Origin of the sequence: Sneathiella chungangensis (assembly GCF_009882935.1) — a bacterium.
Taxonomy (GTDB): domain Bacteria; phylum Pseudomonadota; class Alphaproteobacteria; order Sneathiellales; family Sneathiellaceae; genus Sneathiella; species Sneathiella chungangensis.
In genome coordinates this window covers 235,343-249,771 of the sequence record NZ_WTVA01000002.1, presented here as the reverse complement: position 1 = coordinate 249,771, position 14,429 = coordinate 235,343, and the positions used below count along the sequence as shown (strand labels likewise).

Here is a 14,429-nt window from a genome sequence, read left to right as displayed (position 1 = left end):
ATCGATGAGCAAGGAAGTCTCGGATACGGCTGAACAGAATGCTTTACTGAAAACAACGCGCGACGCATCACGCAAAGACCATCTACCTTATATCGTCCGCCATCTTGATGATCTGAATTGGGAGACTATTCGCTGGCCGGGAGAAACCGGAAAAATGGTTTTTCATCCGAACCCCGACCGGCCAACCGAGCCCAATGCCGGCATCCTTCGTTTGGAACCCGGCGCGTACCATCCCGAGCATTATCATGGTTTTGCGCAAGTCTGGTATATCATGGAGGGTGAATTCTTAATCGATGGCGAGAAATGTACGCCCGGATCCATGCTGTTTCACCCCGACCCGCATTTTGAGGGCGAATTAAAAACCGAGACAGGTGGGGATATTTTCATCGTGCAGTATCCCGGCCCAACGACCGGAGAACGACCGATCTATGCCGGGCGCTTTAATATGGAAAAACGCAAAACCGTCAGCGAAGAACGTGTCGACCTCTGAGCTGTTCGGTTCATATATCTTTATCTGCCATAGCATAAGGATATGACAGGTTTCGAAACTTCGTTCCTGACGAAGTTTGGTCGGAAATTCCGCTTACTTTCTGCAAGGGGTTAAGTATGTAGCATCTAGCTCAAACGCTGAATAACCGCTACCATCTGCAAAGAAGAAACCAATAAGAACAACAGGGAGAGTAGAAAATGCACTGCCAGCAAATCATCCAGTTTGGCGAGCCGTTACAGGCACGCGATTATCCGACACCGGAACCAACGGGCACGCAGGTGCTACTAAAAGTCTCGGCTTGCGGCGTATGCCATAGCGATCTGCATATCTGGGAGGGGTTCTTTGATCTTGGAAACGGTCAGAAAATGGACCTGCTTCAGCGCATGTCACTTCCCTTCACGCTTGGACATGAAGTTGTCGGTGAGGTGGCCGCGCTCGGCCCCGACGCGGAAGGCGTCGAGATTGGTGATAAACGCATCGTTTTTCCCTGGATCGGTTGCGGAAAATGCAATGTCTGCAAGGCGGGCGACGAACTACTTTGCATGTCGCCCCTGACAGTGGGAACGCGGTATAACGGCGGATATGCCGACGAAGTTATTGCGCCGCATCCGAAGTATCTGATCCCTTATGACGGCGTCCCGACAGAACTGGCCTGCACCTATGCCTGTTCCGGCCTGACCGCCTATAGCGCGCTTAAGAAGCTCTCCCACCTGAAGGAGGATGACCATCTCGTGATTATCGGCGCGGGTGGGGTCGGCCTATCTGCCGTGCATTTCGCATCCAGCGTCGTAAAGGCGAAAATTATTGTCGCCGACATAGACGATACCAAACGCGCCATCGCCCGCCAGTCCGGCGCCCATGCAACCATCGATAACAGTGATCCCGATGCAGCGCTCAAACAGCTACAGGAAATGACAGGGGGCGGTGCTGCCGGTGCCATTGATTTCGTCGGCGCCCCGGCGACTGCTTCATTCGGGTTTAGCGGCTTACGAAAAGGCGGTCATATGGTTACCGTCGGCCTGTTCGGCGACTCCATGCCGCTGTCGATCGCTATGCTTCCCTTAATGATGCGAACGATACAGGGATCCTATGTTGGCACTCTTGAGGAGATGCATGAACTGATGGAGCTGGTTCGGGGTGGGAAGGTCGCACCTATCCCCTATGAAGTCCGGCCGCTCGACGAAGCCAATAGCGCCCTTACCGATCTTCAGGCGGGCAAAATCAAGGGACGTGTCGTCTTGAGCCCCACCGCCTGAAGCCAACAGGCCTTCAGACAAAGTAAAAGGCAGAGGATGTTTCCACCCTCTGCCCTTTTTGTATCATTAATCCGATACTGATTAGTTCACGGAAACGACCTTGCCGATAGGAACGAATTTTTCGCCGTCAAATTCAATCGGCATCATCGCTTCAATCGGGAAGAAATCCGTCGGGCTCGTTTGAATTTTAACGCCTGGCAGCATCATATCCAGTTCCAAATCCAGATTGGCAGCTTCCTTCATAACGTTTTCACGTGTCAGGTTGTCACCAGCCTGCTTCAGCACCTGCTCCAAGGTCTGAGCAACCAGATAGCCATAAACAGTGAAGGAGCTGCTGAGATCGCCATCCGGATAATATTCGGTCATGAACGCCTTCCACTTCTTGTAAGGCTCTGTATCGAAGATGCTCGGATCGGTGTTATCCTGAAAATACTGTAAAGAGATAATCCCTTTGGAGTTATCAAGACCGGCCGGCTTGTAAACCGCGCCAACCGAGTTGGAAACCGAGTTGTTCAGGAATACCGCATCCCAGTTCAGCTCACGGAACTTCTTGATGGCCTGCGCCGCAAATTTCGGCGTCGATACATTGTAGAAGACATTAGCGCCGCTGTCTTTCAGTTTGATCATCTGGGAGTTAATCGTCGGATCGGTAACTTCGTAGCTTTCTTCCGCGACGATGATGGAGTCCGCCTTATCGCCGAGATAGTCTCTCAGACCGGTCACATAGTCCTTACCATAGTCGTCATTCTGATAAAGGATTGCAACTTTCGGATCCTTCACATTTTCCATGATATAGGCACCGAACAGCTTGCCTTCGGTCTGATAGCTTGGCTGCCAGCCCATCGTCCAAGGGTAGTTTTCCGGATCACCCCATTTCGTCGCGCCCGTGGCGACAAACAGCTGGGGAACCTTTTTCTGGTTCATATAGTTATGAACGGCGGAATTCGTCGGCGTTCCCAGTCCCTGGAAGACAAGAAGCACATTGTCCTGTTCCACCAGCTTACGAGTCTGTTCTTTCGTTTTCGGCGGGCTATAGCCATCGTCCAATGAAATAAACTCAATCATACGACCGTTGACGCCGCCATTTTCCTTGTTGATCTTGTCAAAATAAGCAGCAATCGATTTACCAATCGCACTATATGCGGCGGCTGGACCGCTGTAAGGATTGGTATTGCCGATTTTAATGGATGTGTCGGTAACACCCGGCCCATACATCTTGTCGGCAAGGGCGGATGTGGCCACCATTCCCAGCGCGGCAACGGCCGCAATCGTTAGTGATAATTTTCTCCCGGTATTCATAAAGGTACCTCCTGTTATTTAATTTCCGTATCGTTGATACGATTCTTCTTCACGCACACAACTGAAAGGTCAAAGTAATTTCCTAATTCGAACCCTCAGTAGATTCACCAAACCCGCTACGCCAGAGGGCAAGACATAGATGACAAGTATAAGAATAACGCCGAAAATGGCATAAGAAAGACCTGTCGAAATTTCTTCGGCGAAATTGGGGACAGTAAGGATGAAAAAGCCGCCGAAAATTGCGCCCCAGATGGAATTTGTCCCGCCAACGACCATGCCGATGAACAGCAGGATTGAAAGCTGGAAGGTAAAACTATCCGGCGCGACAAACTCGATGACAATCGCCGCCATGGCCCCGGCAATTCCTGTATAAAAGGCGCTGACACCGAAAGTAAGCGATTTGTACAGGGACGCATTTACGCCCATCGATTTGGCCGCGATGGGATTGTCGCGAATTGCCATCATGGCGCGGCCTGTCCTGCTGTTTATCAGGTTCCAGGCGATCCAGAACATGATCAACATGACGCCGAACGCGATGTAATACCACAATTGGTCCATCGTCAACGGCAGGAATTCCGGAACCGGCGGACGGAATACGTCAAGCCCCTGAACGCCGCCGGTCAGGCCTTCCAGATGCGACGATTTCAGGATTTGCGGCACCGCGACACCCAACGCGAAGGTTGCAAGGGCCAAGTAAAGTCCTTCTAGACGCAGCGCCGGCAAGCCGAAGAGAAATCCGGCGATGAAACAGACAACTCCGCCAACCGGAATGGTCACATATACCGGCCAGTCAAGATGATAGACCAGAATGGCCGCTGTATAAGCACCGACCGCATAAAAGGCGCTGTGACCGAGCGAAAATTGCCCGTTAAAGCCCGTCAAAAGGTTAAGGCCGAGGATTGCTATCGCGTAGATCATTATCAGCGTGCCCTGGAAATTCGCATATCCACCGAGCAAGAAGGGAAGAATTGCACCGATAATGATGAACAGCCCGACCAATTTGATAGGGATTTTTGCGCCGACTGTCAGTCTTGGATCCGCACGCGTTTCTACATCTGTCGCCATGTCGCTATACCCTGGTCACAATTGTTTTGCCGAACAATCCGTTCGGCTTAAAGAGCAAGACTGTTACAATAAGAATAAGAGCAACCGTCAGTTTCAATTCGCTTCCGATGGCCGGAATGTAAGTCCCCGCCAGATTCTCGATAATGCCGACGAGAAACCCTCCCGCAACCGCCCCGCCAGGGCTCGAGATTCCGCCGACAATGGCGGAGGCAAAGCCATATAGAAGAATACCCAGCATCATGTTGGGATCGAGGAAAACGATTGGTGCAATCATCATGCCCGCGACGGCGCCAATGGCCGCCGCAAGGCCCCATCCAAGGGCCAGCATCCAACCGACACGAATTCCCACCAGCCCGGCCGAATCCGGATTTGCCGCCGCCGCCTGCATGGCCATGCCAATTCGCGTGAAGCGGAAGAAACCGAAGATGCCGAGCAGCATGATCAGCGTCACGAAAAACATACCGATCTCATGAAGGCCGATCAGACCGGCGAAGGACCCATCCGGGAAAGGCGACGGGAACGTTTTGATCGTATGATCCCAGATCGCGCCGGCGGTACTATTAAAAATGGCAACAAGACCAATGAAAACAACGACATGGCTTAGAACGGGGGCGCTATGAAGCGGCTTGAAGATAATGCGCTCAATCGCCAGACCGCCAACGAAGGAGATAATGATCGTTGCAAAAAAAGCGACCCAGTAAGGCAAGCCACCGGCGATCATCGCCCAGCAGATATAAGTGCTGAACATGGCCATTTCGCCCTGGGCGAAGTTAAAATGATCGATTGCCTGGTAAATCATGACAACCGCGAGAGCCAGGCAGGCATAAATTGCGCCGTTCGCGAGTCCCGTCAGTATTTGCTGTAGAAAAAGATCCATGGGAGTTTTCCTAATACCCTAAGTAGGACCGGCGAACGGTCTCATTTTCCAAAATAGATTCTGATGTGCCAGAGATGACGATATTGCCAGTCTCCAGCAAATAAGCATGATCCGCGAGCTCAAGGGCCAGTGCCGCATTCTGCTCAACCAGCAGCATGCTCACCCCCTCCTCGTCATTGATCCTTTTCAGAATCGCGAACAGTTCCTGGACGATCAGCGGCGCCAAACCGAAGGACGGTTCATCAAGCAGCAACAGTCGCGGACGCAACATCAGCGCGCGGCCGACCGCCAGCATTTGTGCCTCGCCGCCACTCAGCGTGCCGGCCTGCTGGCCGCGCCGCTGCTTTAAAATGGGGAAATAGGTATAAACGCGTTCCATATCTTCGGCGATCGCCGCCTTGTCATTTCGGCTGTATGCCCCGAGGCGCAGATTATCCTCTGTTGACATCCGGACGAAGGTCCCGCGTCCTTCCGGCACATGCGCAATTCCCCGACGGGTTATATCCGCCGTCGACAGCGACGAAAGCTCCGTACCGGCAAGACTTATCTTTCCGCTGCGCGTGACCATTCCGCTGATCGCCCGCAAGGTTGTTGTCTTTCCGGCACCGTTCGCTCCGAGGATGGTCGTCACACCGCCCTGATCAAGGCTGAAATCCAGCCCGTGCAGGACTTTGGTCGGGCCGTAAGACGCTTCAAGCCCTTTTACTTCAAGTATCTGACTCATTTTTTGCCCGTCCCCAGATACGCTTCAATAACATCGGGATGTTGCTGAATTTCTGCTGGCGCACCTTCCGCCAGCTTCCGGCCAAAGTTGAGAGCAACAACCTTCTCCGAAACCTCCATGACGACCCCCATATGGTGTTCGACAAGCAGGACGGTGGTTCCGAATTCGTCACGGATGCGTCGGATGGTATTCACCAGCAGGGACAGTTCGTTGTGATTGAGGCCCCCTGCAGGTTCATCCATCAACAACAGTTTGGGATGGCTTACGAGCGCGCGGGCAATTTCAAGGCGTTTCTGAATGCCGAACGGGAGATCGCCAATGCGTTGCAGGGCCGTATGTTCCAGTTCCATGAACCGCAACATTTCCAGCGCGCGGGCACGCAAATTCTTTTCCTCTCGTTTAATCCAAGGCAAATGCAAAGCATTACTCAGGTAATCCGACTTTGCCGTCGAATGCCCGCCAATCATTACATTGTCCAAAACGGTAAGATTTGAGAAAAGCGCCAGATTCTGGAATGTGCGACCGATGCCGATCGAACTCATTTTATGCACCGGGCTTTTCAGGATCGATTGGCCACGGAATAAAATATCGCCCCAATTCACATTGTAAAGTCGGCTGATACAGTTGAATAGCGTCGTCTTTCCAGCGCCATTCGGTCCGATCAGACCAACGATCTGTCCGGAGGGTATATCGAATGATACACCATCCAAAGCGACGATGCCTCCGAAATGCACACTGACATCCTGAACACTCAGAAGAGCATCCGTCGCTGAAACGTCCGCAGACGCCAAACTATCGGTATTTTTGTTCACTCATAACTAATGGCTGCATAAGCTCCCAGATGCATGTTCATGCAACTTATGAAAACGCTTCCGGACGCCTAGGCGTCCACCTCCCAGTTAAAACGTTATTCTTCTTTTTTGTGCGCTAACTGTGACTCAATAATTTCTGTTTGGCCAGCAAAAAAAATTGTTGTTTTTGAATGCGTAAGGAAAATTAGGAGATTTAATTATATTTATATTCTTTTTTTACGGGCAAATTATAGCAAAATAAAAGGCAGTATTTTTTCCGGATATTGCTTCCGTAAATACTGCCTTTGTTATTTATTTCAAGAATTAGCTCGCTCGGATCTGCGCAAGGAAGCTCTCCACTTCCCGATCCAGTTCCGTGACTTCCTTTGCGATTCCATCTGAAACTTCCTGAACTTCCTGTGCTGTTTTTCCGGTGGATTCAGCGGCATTTCTAACGGAATTGATGTTCTGGGAAACTTCTTGCGATCCTTCCGCTGCCTGCTGCACGCTACGGCTGATTTCGCCCGTCGCGGCCCCCTGTTCTTCCACAGCGGCGGAGATGGAGGTTGCAATCTCGTTGATCTTGCCAATTGTCGTCGTAATACCGCCAATGGCGCCAACGGCGTTTCCGGTTTCTTCCTGGACAGCCCGTATCTGCTCCGAAATCTCTTCCGTCGCCTTGGCCGTCTGCGATGCGAGATTCTTAACCTCGCTGGCGACCACCGCAAATCCCTTGCCGGCATCTCCGGCCCGGGCCGCTTCAATTGTCGCGTTAAGCGCAAGAAGATTCGTCTGGCCCGCAATATCATTGATCAAACCGACAACGTCGCCAATCTTGGCAGCGGCCTCATTGAGGGACGTCACCATGATATTCGTCCGCTCGGCTTCGGACACCGCCTCCCCGGCGATGCTTGCCGCCTGATTGACCTGACGGCTGATCTCATTGATCGAAGACGTCAGTTCTTCCGTTGCGGCGGCAACCGAATTCACACTGGAGGTAGCGAGATCCGACGCAGACGCAACAGTTGCCGACCGCTGCGTCGTATCCTCAGCGGAGCGGGTCATCGAGGTTGCCATTTCCGTCATTTCAGACGCGGCGGCGGCGAACTTCTGAACAAGATGCTTCACGCTGCCTTCAAAGGAATCAGCGAGCTGATTGCGTTCCTTCGCCTTGTTTTCGGCGGCTTCGCGCTCAATCCGTTCGCGCTCTTCGCGGGCCGCTTTTTCGGCCTCACGCTGTTCTTCTTCGCGCTTCGCTTTTTCCTCATCTCGCTTCTGGCGTTGAACTTCCGCTTCAGCGCGTGCGGCTTCCGCCTCACGGGCTGTGTCACGGAAGCCAACGAGGGCATAGCCCATCCGCGCAATTTCATCATTGCCTTCACGATAAATGCTGGAGGCAAGATCGCCTTCAGACAGGCGGTCCGCAGACGCGACCACCAGCATCAATCGACGAATGATGTTGCGCCGGACATAGAACCAACCGATGGCAATTGTTGCAACAAGGGCGACAAGCGCACAAATCAACAAGGTCAGTTTCGTCGTGTTGGAAAGCGCTTCATTTTCCTTGGCCGCGACGCCCAAGGATTCCTGAACTTCATCGGTAAATGTATGAACATTCTTTACAAGAATCCCGGCAAGAAAACGGCTTTCACCGACAATTCCCTGTGCCGCTTTCGCCGCTTCAAGTTCGAGAGCTCGCGTTTTAAAAATATTGACCGATTTATCGGTATTATCCTTGACGCCCATTGAGAGGAAATCCTCGAACAGTTCCGACAGCTCCTTGACGCGGGCTTTCGAGGTCTTTTCTTCAATTGCATCGAGCGGCGTTCCCATCGAGGCGATCGACGACAGGAAAACGGCTTCCAGATCTTTAACCGCATCGACATCGCTCGCCTGCAGGCCTTCCGTCAACAAACTCAGCATCTGGTAGCCGCCGCTTTTGAAGGAAAAAATGTCTTCCTGAAAGCGGAGTACACTCATAACTTCCGCAGATAGCTTGTTGGTATCATAATCCGGCTTTATGCCGGTGAGCGCCTGGTCAACAGATTTCGCAAGCAAGTCGTTCCACTCATCGGAATTTTTTATCACCTGCATTCTGAGAGGAAGCAGAAGGGAGCTCAGCCCGGTATCAAGAATGTCGCGCGCAACGGAAAGGCGCGGGGATGTCGTGTTCAACTGATTTGCATATTCTATGCGCTTTTGAACCTGTTCATTGAGACGCGTCAGGCTTGCCTGAATTTGGGTAAGGCCTGTATCAATTTTCTGAAGCGATTCATTCTCGCTCATATACTGACGCAGCGCATTCAACCGTTCCGCCGCCTTTTCAGCCGCATTCGTTATACCTTTGTAGTTTTGTTTGCGTTCGGCCTCGGTCTTCGCATTGCTGAGCTGTGGGGCTGCCGCAGCAAGCGCGGTCGTCTCGTTTGCGAGGTTCAGCGCGAGCGTGATCGCCGGCACCTTTTGATCGATAAGTTCCTTCTCGGCAGAGGTCAGGGTTCCAAGGCTGACCCAACTCAAAACCGATATAGCTACCGTCAATACCGCGACGATGGAAAATGATGCGATAAGTCTCGGTCCGATCCCAAACCTGGAATAAGTAACCTCTCCCTCACTCTCGACAACCTCTTCTAAAGCTTTGTCTTTTTTCTTAAAAAGCTGCGTTACCTTTTTCAACATCTGGTTCATTAGGCGTCTGGCCCCTCATCAGTTGCAATGAATTAACCACAATTACCGCAAAAATATTAACAACGGGTTATGCGTGGCCCAATCGAAAGGAAATTGGCCATGAACGCAAAATGGCGCTACATTGATCAGTGAAAAAATACTGCCTTTGACTGCGCCGCATTCCTGCTTCCGGCGGTGACGGCCCGGTCGGCAAATAATACAGGAGACACCCATGAGCGTAGCAACATTGAAAAAACCAAAATTGCGAGATCAGGTCAGCGAAGCGGAATGGAAAATCCGTGTCGATCTCGCGGCCGCGTACCGTCTTGTGGCGCTCTACGGATGGGATGACTTGATTTTCACCCATATTTCTGCGCGTCTGCCCGGAGACGAAGGGCACTTCCTTATCAATCCCTATGGCATGATGTTTGAGGAAATCACCGCCTCGGCCCTGGTGAAGATAGATATGGACGGGGATGTCGTCGGCGACAGCGACTATGCGGTGAACCCGGCGGGATTCACCATTCACTCTGCGGTGCATGAAGTTCGCCACGACGCGGGATGTGTCATTCACCTGCACACGCCGGCGGGGACAGCCGTGGCAACGCAGGAAGAAGGGTTGTTGCCGCTCAATCAGACTGCCTTGGTCATCCGCGAGCAGATTGCCTACCATGAATATGAAGGGATTGCACTTGACCATAACGAGCGTCCGCGGCTGCAAAAAGACCTTGGCGACAAGAACCTGATGTTGCTCTGGAATCATGGCACGCTTGCCCTCGGCCCGACCGTTCAGGACGCCTTCTTAAGCATGTACTTCCTGGAGCGGGCTTGCGAAATGCAAGTAGCGAGTCTGGCCGGCGCCCGCAAGCTGCACTATCCCTCTGACGCGGTTAAGGAGATCACGGCGAAACAGGGTGAGAATGGGCTGCCTTCCGTTTCCGGTATTGCCTGGGACGCGCTCTTACGCAAACTGGACAGGCAACTTCCGGGATATGCGGATTGATACCCAGATCGGCAACAATGGGCCAGCTTTCTTTGAGGCGAAGACCGGCACCGACATGAGGCGCGCCGTACGCTGACAAATTTGTGATATCAATTTTCCGCGAGATGCACTGGCATTCACTGCCTGAATAAGCCAGTTTTCCGGACAGTTCCCTTTAAGGTTATGTGCGGAGAGTAGTGATGCGAAAAGTTATCAATCCATTGGCCTGTGCGATTTTTGTGATTTGCGTGACAATCGCAGGGTCGGTTGCCCGGCAGGCCGTTGCCGCAGAAGAAACGGCCATTCTGGCGGGCGGCTGTTTCTGGTGCGTGGAATCGGATTATGATCATGTGCCGGGCGTGCTCAAAACGACGTCCGGCTATATCGGCGGCGAGGCCCCGAACCCGACATACAAGTCCGTTTCGGCGGGCGGCAGCGGATATCTGGAAGCGGTAGAAATCATTTTCGATCCGGATAAGGTTTCATATGCCGAGATACTGGATATTTTCTGGCGGAGTGTCGATCCCACCGATGACGGCGGGCAATTCTGCGACCGGGGAGAAAGCTACAAAACCTCGATATTTGTAACAAGCGACGCCCAGCGGTCCACGGCGGAGGCCTCCAAAGCCGCGATAGAGGCATCGGGCTTGTTGAACGATCCGGTCGTGACACCTATCCGAACCGCCACAAAATTTTATCCCGCAGAGGACTATCACCAGAATTACGCGGAGATAAACCCGTTACGTTACAACTTCTATCGTCTCTCCTGTGGCCGCGATGCCAAAGTGAAGGATCTTTGGGGTGATCAGGCCCACCGCGGCATCATGGAACATTAATCCCTGGCCGGATAATCTGAAGCATGGCAGAGAGATAGGGCGCGGCGTACAGGCCGCTCCCCATCCTGCTGTAGAGGAAAATAAAGTATGGCAAAAGTATATAACGGGTCCTGCCTGTGCGGTGACGTGCGCTATAAAATCGAGGGCGAATTCGAAAGCTTTTATCTCTGCCATTGCAATTATTGCCGCAAGGATACGGGCTCCGCTCATGCTGCGAATTTATTCTCGACCACCGCAAAACTGGACTGGACTTCGGGACAGGACAAGATAAAAACCTTCACTCTCCCGGCGACGCGCCATACGAAAAGTTTCTGTCTGAATTGCGGCTCCCCCGTCCCGAGCGTCAACATGAACGAAAATTTTTTGACTGTTCCGGCTGGCTGCCTGGATAGCAAACTCTCGCTTCGGCCGAAAGCCCATATATTTGTTTCAAGCCGGGCCGATTGGGATGAAGATCTGGAGACGCTTCCGAAGATTGACGGTATTCCTTCATAGATAAACCTCTCTCGCAGGACATAAACTTCTCCCCCACACGAGCGAAATTGCAATGCTAGGTTACGAAGCCTATCGGCCAAAGCCGCTTTTGAGATGAAGTGAATAAAGTGGCAAAATGTTCCTATGGACATTAGAATGGAGGGCATCGCACTCCGAACAGAAAAACCCCGCATAAGGAGCGCTGCAATAAAAATAATAAAGGCCTGCGCATGTCAGTAAAAAGTTCCCTCAAGAACAGTGAGACCTTGCAAGGGATTGCGTGGATGGTGCTGACAAGTTTTCTGTTTGTCGGCATGACGGGAATTATCCGCCATCTCGGGTCCGATATGCCGGCCGTTGAGACCGCGTTCATCCGATATTTTCTGGGATCTCTGCTGATCCTCCCGATGGTCATCCGGCATTGGCCCGGCATACCGAACAAGCGCGAAACCCGGTTTTACATACTTCGCGGAATTTTTCATGGCGGCGGCGTCATTCTCTGGTTTTACGCCATGGCCCGCATACCGATCGCTGAGGTGACGGCCATCGGATATGTCTCGCCGATATTCGTTACCATCGGTGCGGCGCTGTTCCTTGGCGAGCGGATGCATTTCCGGCGCATTGCCGGCGTCGTCGCTGGATTCCTTGGCACCCTCATCATTCTTCGTCCCGGTTTTCAGGAAATCAACCTTGGACAACTTGCTCAGCTGTGCGCGGCGCCACTCTTTGCCGTGTCATTCCTGATCGCGAAGAAGCTTACCGGAACGCAAAGTTCATCCATGATTGTCGGCATGTTGTCGATAGGATGCACCATTGCATTGCTGCCCGGCGCCATCCTGCAATGGCGGACGCCCACTACCTACGAACTTTCCTGGCTCGCCTTTGCAGCCGTGATCGCGACGGCGGGACACTATACGCTGACCCGCGCTTTCCAGGCTGCTCCCATCACCCTGACGCAGCCACTCGGTTTCTTGCAACTGGTTTGGGCCGCCATCCTTGGCGTGCTGGTATTCGGCGAGCCGCTTGATCCGTTTGTCATGCTCGGCGGCGCGGTTATCGTGGCGGCGGCGACCTATATCTCGCATCGGGAACTGCAGGTCAGCCGGAAACAGCAGACGCCATCCGCGATAGCAACCAAGGTATAGCCGCTGAAGCGGCCTACTCGGAGATATAGATCGACTGCCTTGGCGCCGCCATCACCCGGCGGACCATGGGCTCGAAAAACTCGAGCGGCGCCGATTCAAAATTCTGGTCGAAGGCCGCCTGATCATAAGCATGACAGAAATGAGCGCAGTCTTCGAAATGTTGATGACCACGGAACTGCTCCCGCATGTCCCGGTCAAGCCCGATATGATGAAAAAAGTAATAGCCTTGGAAAATCCCGTGCTTTTCAAGGATCCAGTGCAGCTTTTCCGAAACAAACGGCTTCAGTATCGCCGCGCCGATATCCGCATGGTTGAAGGTACCGAGTGTATCACCGATATCATGGAGCAGCGCCGCCACGACATATTCCTCATCCTGGCCATCCTGATGGGCAAGGGTCGCCGCCTGTAAGGAATGTTCAAGACGATCCACCGCAAATCCGCCGAAGTCGCCTTTCAGCAGTTGCAGATGATCGAGCACCCGGTCGGGCAGACCCCGCGAATAGACCTTGAAATTCTCCGAGATGATGTTGTAGTCAGCCGCCGTCCCCTCCGTCATCTGGCTGAACTTAGCTCTGTGTTCCGACATATCGTTCATTTGATGCTCCCTCGTCCATTTTATTATTTTTGATTTCCAATTGCCCGAAGACAGCCCTTGTCTATTCCGGCGACAGGGTTCAAACTGCAGCATATCATCGGCAGCGTGAAACAAAAAGGAAAGAGAACATGACGGTGCAGGTTGAATTTCATTATGATTTCGGCAGCCCAAACTGTTATCTCGCCCATAAAGTCATCCCCGAAATCGAAGGGCGGACAGGGGCGGGCTTTACCTACGTCCCCATTTTACTTGGGGGCGTCTTCAAGATGACCAACAATAAATCCCCGATGCAGCAGTTTGATGGAATTCCGCTCAAGATGGAATATATGCGCCTTGAATCACGGCGCTTCATCGCCGAGCATAATCTCGTGAAATTCAGAATGAACCCGCATTTTCCAGTCAATACGGTTCAGATGATGCGGGGCGCCATTGTCGCGGAAGAGGACGGATATGCAGATGTCTACAGGGACGTCATGTTCAACGCGATGTGGGAAGATGAAAAGAAATTGGACGATCCGGAAGTATTTTCAGAGGTTTTGACCGCCGCCGGCCTTGACGGCGCCCATATTCTCAACCGTATTCAGGAACAGAGCGTCAAAGACAAACTCATCGCCAATACGGATTCTTCCGTGAAGCGTGGCTGCTTCGGCGCACCAATGTTCTTCGTCGGCGACGAGATGTATTTCGGCAAGGACCGGCTCGAGGCTGTCGAACGGGAAATATTGCGCCAGAAGTAAACTTAGACGTTTCGCTAATCATTTCCCGCAGGCGGATTATTTGGGAGGTTCGGGTACCGCCGCCTTCCCTTCCCCGCCGAACTTCGTCGCGAAATATCCGATGATAAGCCCGACGATAGCGCCTTCGAGAACAAACCAGAAGGGTGACGTGAAGGGAAAGTCCGGCCCGAACATATCGAGCATCATGGTGCGGAAGGTATCGTAGGCGAAGAAGGTCAGCACAAAATTCATCCAGCCGCCGATGAGCGGCGCACGGAACCACCAGGGCAACGGCAACCTGATAACCGGATGCCAGTTCAGGACGCCGTAGACACCGATTATCGCGCCGACGGTGATATACCAAAACAAGATACCCACCCGCAAAAACATGTCGGCCAGCGGCCAAAACAAAGGCAAAAGGAAAAAGCCGATCAGGCCGAAAATCAAGCCAATGAGCTTGCCGATTGCAATGCGCGTTATCAGAGACGGATTGTCAAACATTGGCTTTTCCTTCC

At 52.6% G+C, this 14,429-nt stretch carries 15 protein-coding genes; 7 read left to right on the top strand and 8 right to left on the bottom strand.

Annotated features, from left to right (window positions below; all coding sequences use genetic code 11):
• Positions 1-4 precede the first annotated feature (4 nt).
• Both GQF03_RS06130 and GQF03_RS06125 read left to right on the top strand, forming a co-directional pair.
• The gene (locus GQF03_RS06130; RefSeq protein WP_161338329.1) at positions 5-490 is read left to right on the top strand and encodes a cupin domain-containing protein; all 486 of its coding nucleotides are present in this window, start codon (positions 5-7) and stop codon (positions 488-490) included.
• A 197-nt stretch (positions 491-687) separates the two neighbouring features.
• Positions 688-1,746 (top strand): alcohol dehydrogenase, encoded by a 1,059-nt coding sequence (locus GQF03_RS06125; RefSeq protein ID WP_161338328.1) that lies wholly within the window; start codon positions 688-690, stop codon positions 1,744-1,746.
• Positions 1,747-1,827: 81 nt separating this feature from the next.
• Here GQF03_RS06125 and GQF03_RS06120 read toward each other — a convergent pair whose 3' ends face one another.
• The 6 genes from GQF03_RS06120 to GQF03_RS06095 form a co-directional block, all read right to left on the bottom strand.
• Positions 1,828-3,045, bottom strand: a complete 1,218-nt coding sequence (locus tag GQF03_RS06120) for an ABC transporter substrate-binding protein (protein WP_161338327.1) — start codon at positions 3,043-3,045, stop codon at positions 1,828-1,830.
• A gap of 69 nt (positions 3,046-3,114) precedes the next feature.
• Entirely contained in the window at positions 3,115-4,110 is a 996-nt protein-coding gene (locus GQF03_RS06115) for a branched-chain amino acid ABC transporter permease (protein ID WP_161338326.1), read from the bottom strand.
• A 4-nt stretch (positions 4,111-4,114) separates the two neighbouring features.
• Positions 4,115-4,987: a branched-chain amino acid ABC transporter permease gene (locus GQF03_RS06110; RefSeq protein WP_161338325.1), complete on the bottom strand. Its 873-nt coding sequence runs from the start codon at positions 4,985-4,987 to the stop codon at positions 4,115-4,117.
• 10 nt (positions 4,988-4,997) lie between these two features.
• Entirely contained in the window at positions 4,998-5,711 is a 714-nt protein-coding gene (locus GQF03_RS06105; RefSeq protein ID WP_161338324.1) for an ABC transporter ATP-binding protein, read from the bottom strand.
• Positions 5,708-6,502: an ABC transporter ATP-binding protein gene (locus GQF03_RS06100; protein ID WP_161338506.1), complete on the bottom strand. Its 795-nt coding sequence runs from the start codon at positions 6,500-6,502 to the stop codon at positions 5,708-5,710. Before GQF03_RS06100 ends, GQF03_RS06105 begins: the two co-directional genes overlap by 4 nt.
• Before the next feature lie 324 nt (positions 6,503-6,826).
• Complete coding sequence (locus tag GQF03_RS06095; protein WP_161338323.1) at positions 6,827-9,187, bottom strand: methyl-accepting chemotaxis protein; 2,361 nt, start codon at positions 9,185-9,187, stop codon at positions 6,827-6,829.
• 211 nt (positions 9,188-9,398) lie between these two features.
• Between GQF03_RS06095 and GQF03_RS06090 the strand changes: the two genes are divergently transcribed.
• The 4 genes from GQF03_RS06090 (at position 9,399) to GQF03_RS06075 (ending at position 12,603) form a co-directional block, all read left to right on the top strand.
• Complete coding sequence (locus GQF03_RS06090) at positions 9,399-10,169, top strand: class II aldolase/adducin family protein (protein WP_161338322.1); 771 nt, start codon at positions 9,399-9,401, stop codon at positions 10,167-10,169.
• A gap of 179 nt (positions 10,170-10,348) precedes the next feature.
• Complete coding sequence (gene msrA / locus GQF03_RS06085; RefSeq protein ID WP_161338321.1) at positions 10,349-10,984, top strand: peptide-methionine (S)-S-oxide reductase MsrA; 636 nt, start codon at positions 10,349-10,351, stop codon at positions 10,982-10,984.
• 87 nt (positions 10,985-11,071) lie between these two features.
• Entirely contained in the window at positions 11,072-11,479 is a 408-nt protein-coding gene (locus GQF03_RS06080) for a GFA family protein (RefSeq protein ID WP_161338320.1), read from the top strand.
• A 209-nt stretch (positions 11,480-11,688) separates the two neighbouring features.
• Positions 11,689-12,603 (top strand): DMT family transporter, encoded by a 915-nt coding sequence (locus GQF03_RS06075; protein ID WP_161338319.1) that lies wholly within the window; start codon positions 11,689-11,691, stop codon positions 12,601-12,603.
• Positions 12,604-12,616: 13 nt separating this feature from the next.
• Here the strand turns inward: GQF03_RS06075 and GQF03_RS06070 are convergent, their stop codons facing one another.
• Complete coding sequence (locus GQF03_RS06070) at positions 12,617-13,198, bottom strand: HD domain-containing protein (RefSeq protein ID WP_161338318.1); 582 nt, start codon at positions 13,196-13,198, stop codon at positions 12,617-12,619.
• 128 nt (positions 13,199-13,326) lie between these two features.
• Between GQF03_RS06070 and GQF03_RS06065 the strand changes: the two genes are divergently transcribed.
• Positions 13,327-13,935 (top strand): 2-hydroxychromene-2-carboxylate isomerase, encoded by a 609-nt coding sequence (locus tag GQF03_RS06065; protein ID WP_161338317.1) that lies wholly within the window; start codon positions 13,327-13,329, stop codon positions 13,933-13,935.
• 36 nt (positions 13,936-13,971) lie between these two features.
• Here the strand turns inward: GQF03_RS06065 and GQF03_RS06060 are convergent, their stop codons facing one another.
• Positions 13,972-14,415 (bottom strand): hypothetical protein, encoded by a 444-nt coding sequence (locus GQF03_RS06060; RefSeq protein WP_161338316.1) that lies wholly within the window; start codon positions 14,413-14,415, stop codon positions 13,972-13,974.
• Between the last annotated feature and the right edge of the window lie 14 nt (positions 14,416-14,429).

Coding starts and splice junctions, on each gene's coding strand:
- GQF03_RS06130 (WP_161338329.1), top strand. CDS start 5: ATGAGCAAGGAAGTCTCGGATACGGCTGAACAGAATGCTTTACTGAAA.
- GQF03_RS06125 (WP_161338328.1), top strand. CDS start 688: ATGCACTGCCAGCAAATCATCCAGTTTGGCGAGCCGTTACAGGCACGC.
- GQF03_RS06120 (WP_161338327.1), bottom strand. CDS start 3,045: ATGAATACCGGGAGAAAATTATCACTAACGATTGCGGCCGTTGCCGCG.
- GQF03_RS06115 (WP_161338326.1), bottom strand. CDS start 4,110: ATGGCGACAGATGTAGAAACGCGTGCGGATCCAAGACTGACAGTCGGC.
- GQF03_RS06110 (WP_161338325.1), bottom strand. CDS start 4,987: ATGGATCTTTTTCTACAGCAAATACTGACGGGACTCGCGAACGGCGCA.
- GQF03_RS06105 (WP_161338324.1), bottom strand. CDS start 5,711: ATGAGTCAGATACTTGAAGTAAAAGGGCTTGAAGCGTCTTACGGCCCG.
- GQF03_RS06095 (WP_161338323.1), bottom strand. CDS start 9,187: ATGAACCAGATGTTGAAAAAGGTAACGCAGCTTTTTAAGAAAAAAGAC.
- GQF03_RS06090 (WP_161338322.1), top strand. CDS start 9,399: ATGAGCGTAGCAACATTGAAAAAACCAAAATTGCGAGATCAGGTCAGC.
- msrA (WP_161338321.1), top strand. CDS start 10,349: ATGCGAAAAGTTATCAATCCATTGGCCTGTGCGATTTTTGTGATTTGC.
- GQF03_RS06080 (WP_161338320.1), top strand. CDS start 11,072: ATGGCAAAAGTATATAACGGGTCCTGCCTGTGCGGTGACGTGCGCTAT.
- GQF03_RS06075 (WP_161338319.1), top strand. CDS start 11,689: ATGTCAGTAAAAAGTTCCCTCAAGAACAGTGAGACCTTGCAAGGGATT.
- GQF03_RS06070 (WP_161338318.1), bottom strand. CDS start 13,198: ATGAACGATATGTCGGAACACAGAGCTAAGTTCAGCCAGATGACGGAG.
- GQF03_RS06065 (WP_161338317.1), top strand. CDS start 13,327: ATGACGGTGCAGGTTGAATTTCATTATGATTTCGGCAGCCCAAACTGT.
- GQF03_RS06060 (WP_161338316.1), bottom strand. CDS start 14,415: ATGTTTGACAATCCGTCTCTGATAACGCGCATTGCAATCGGCAAGCTC.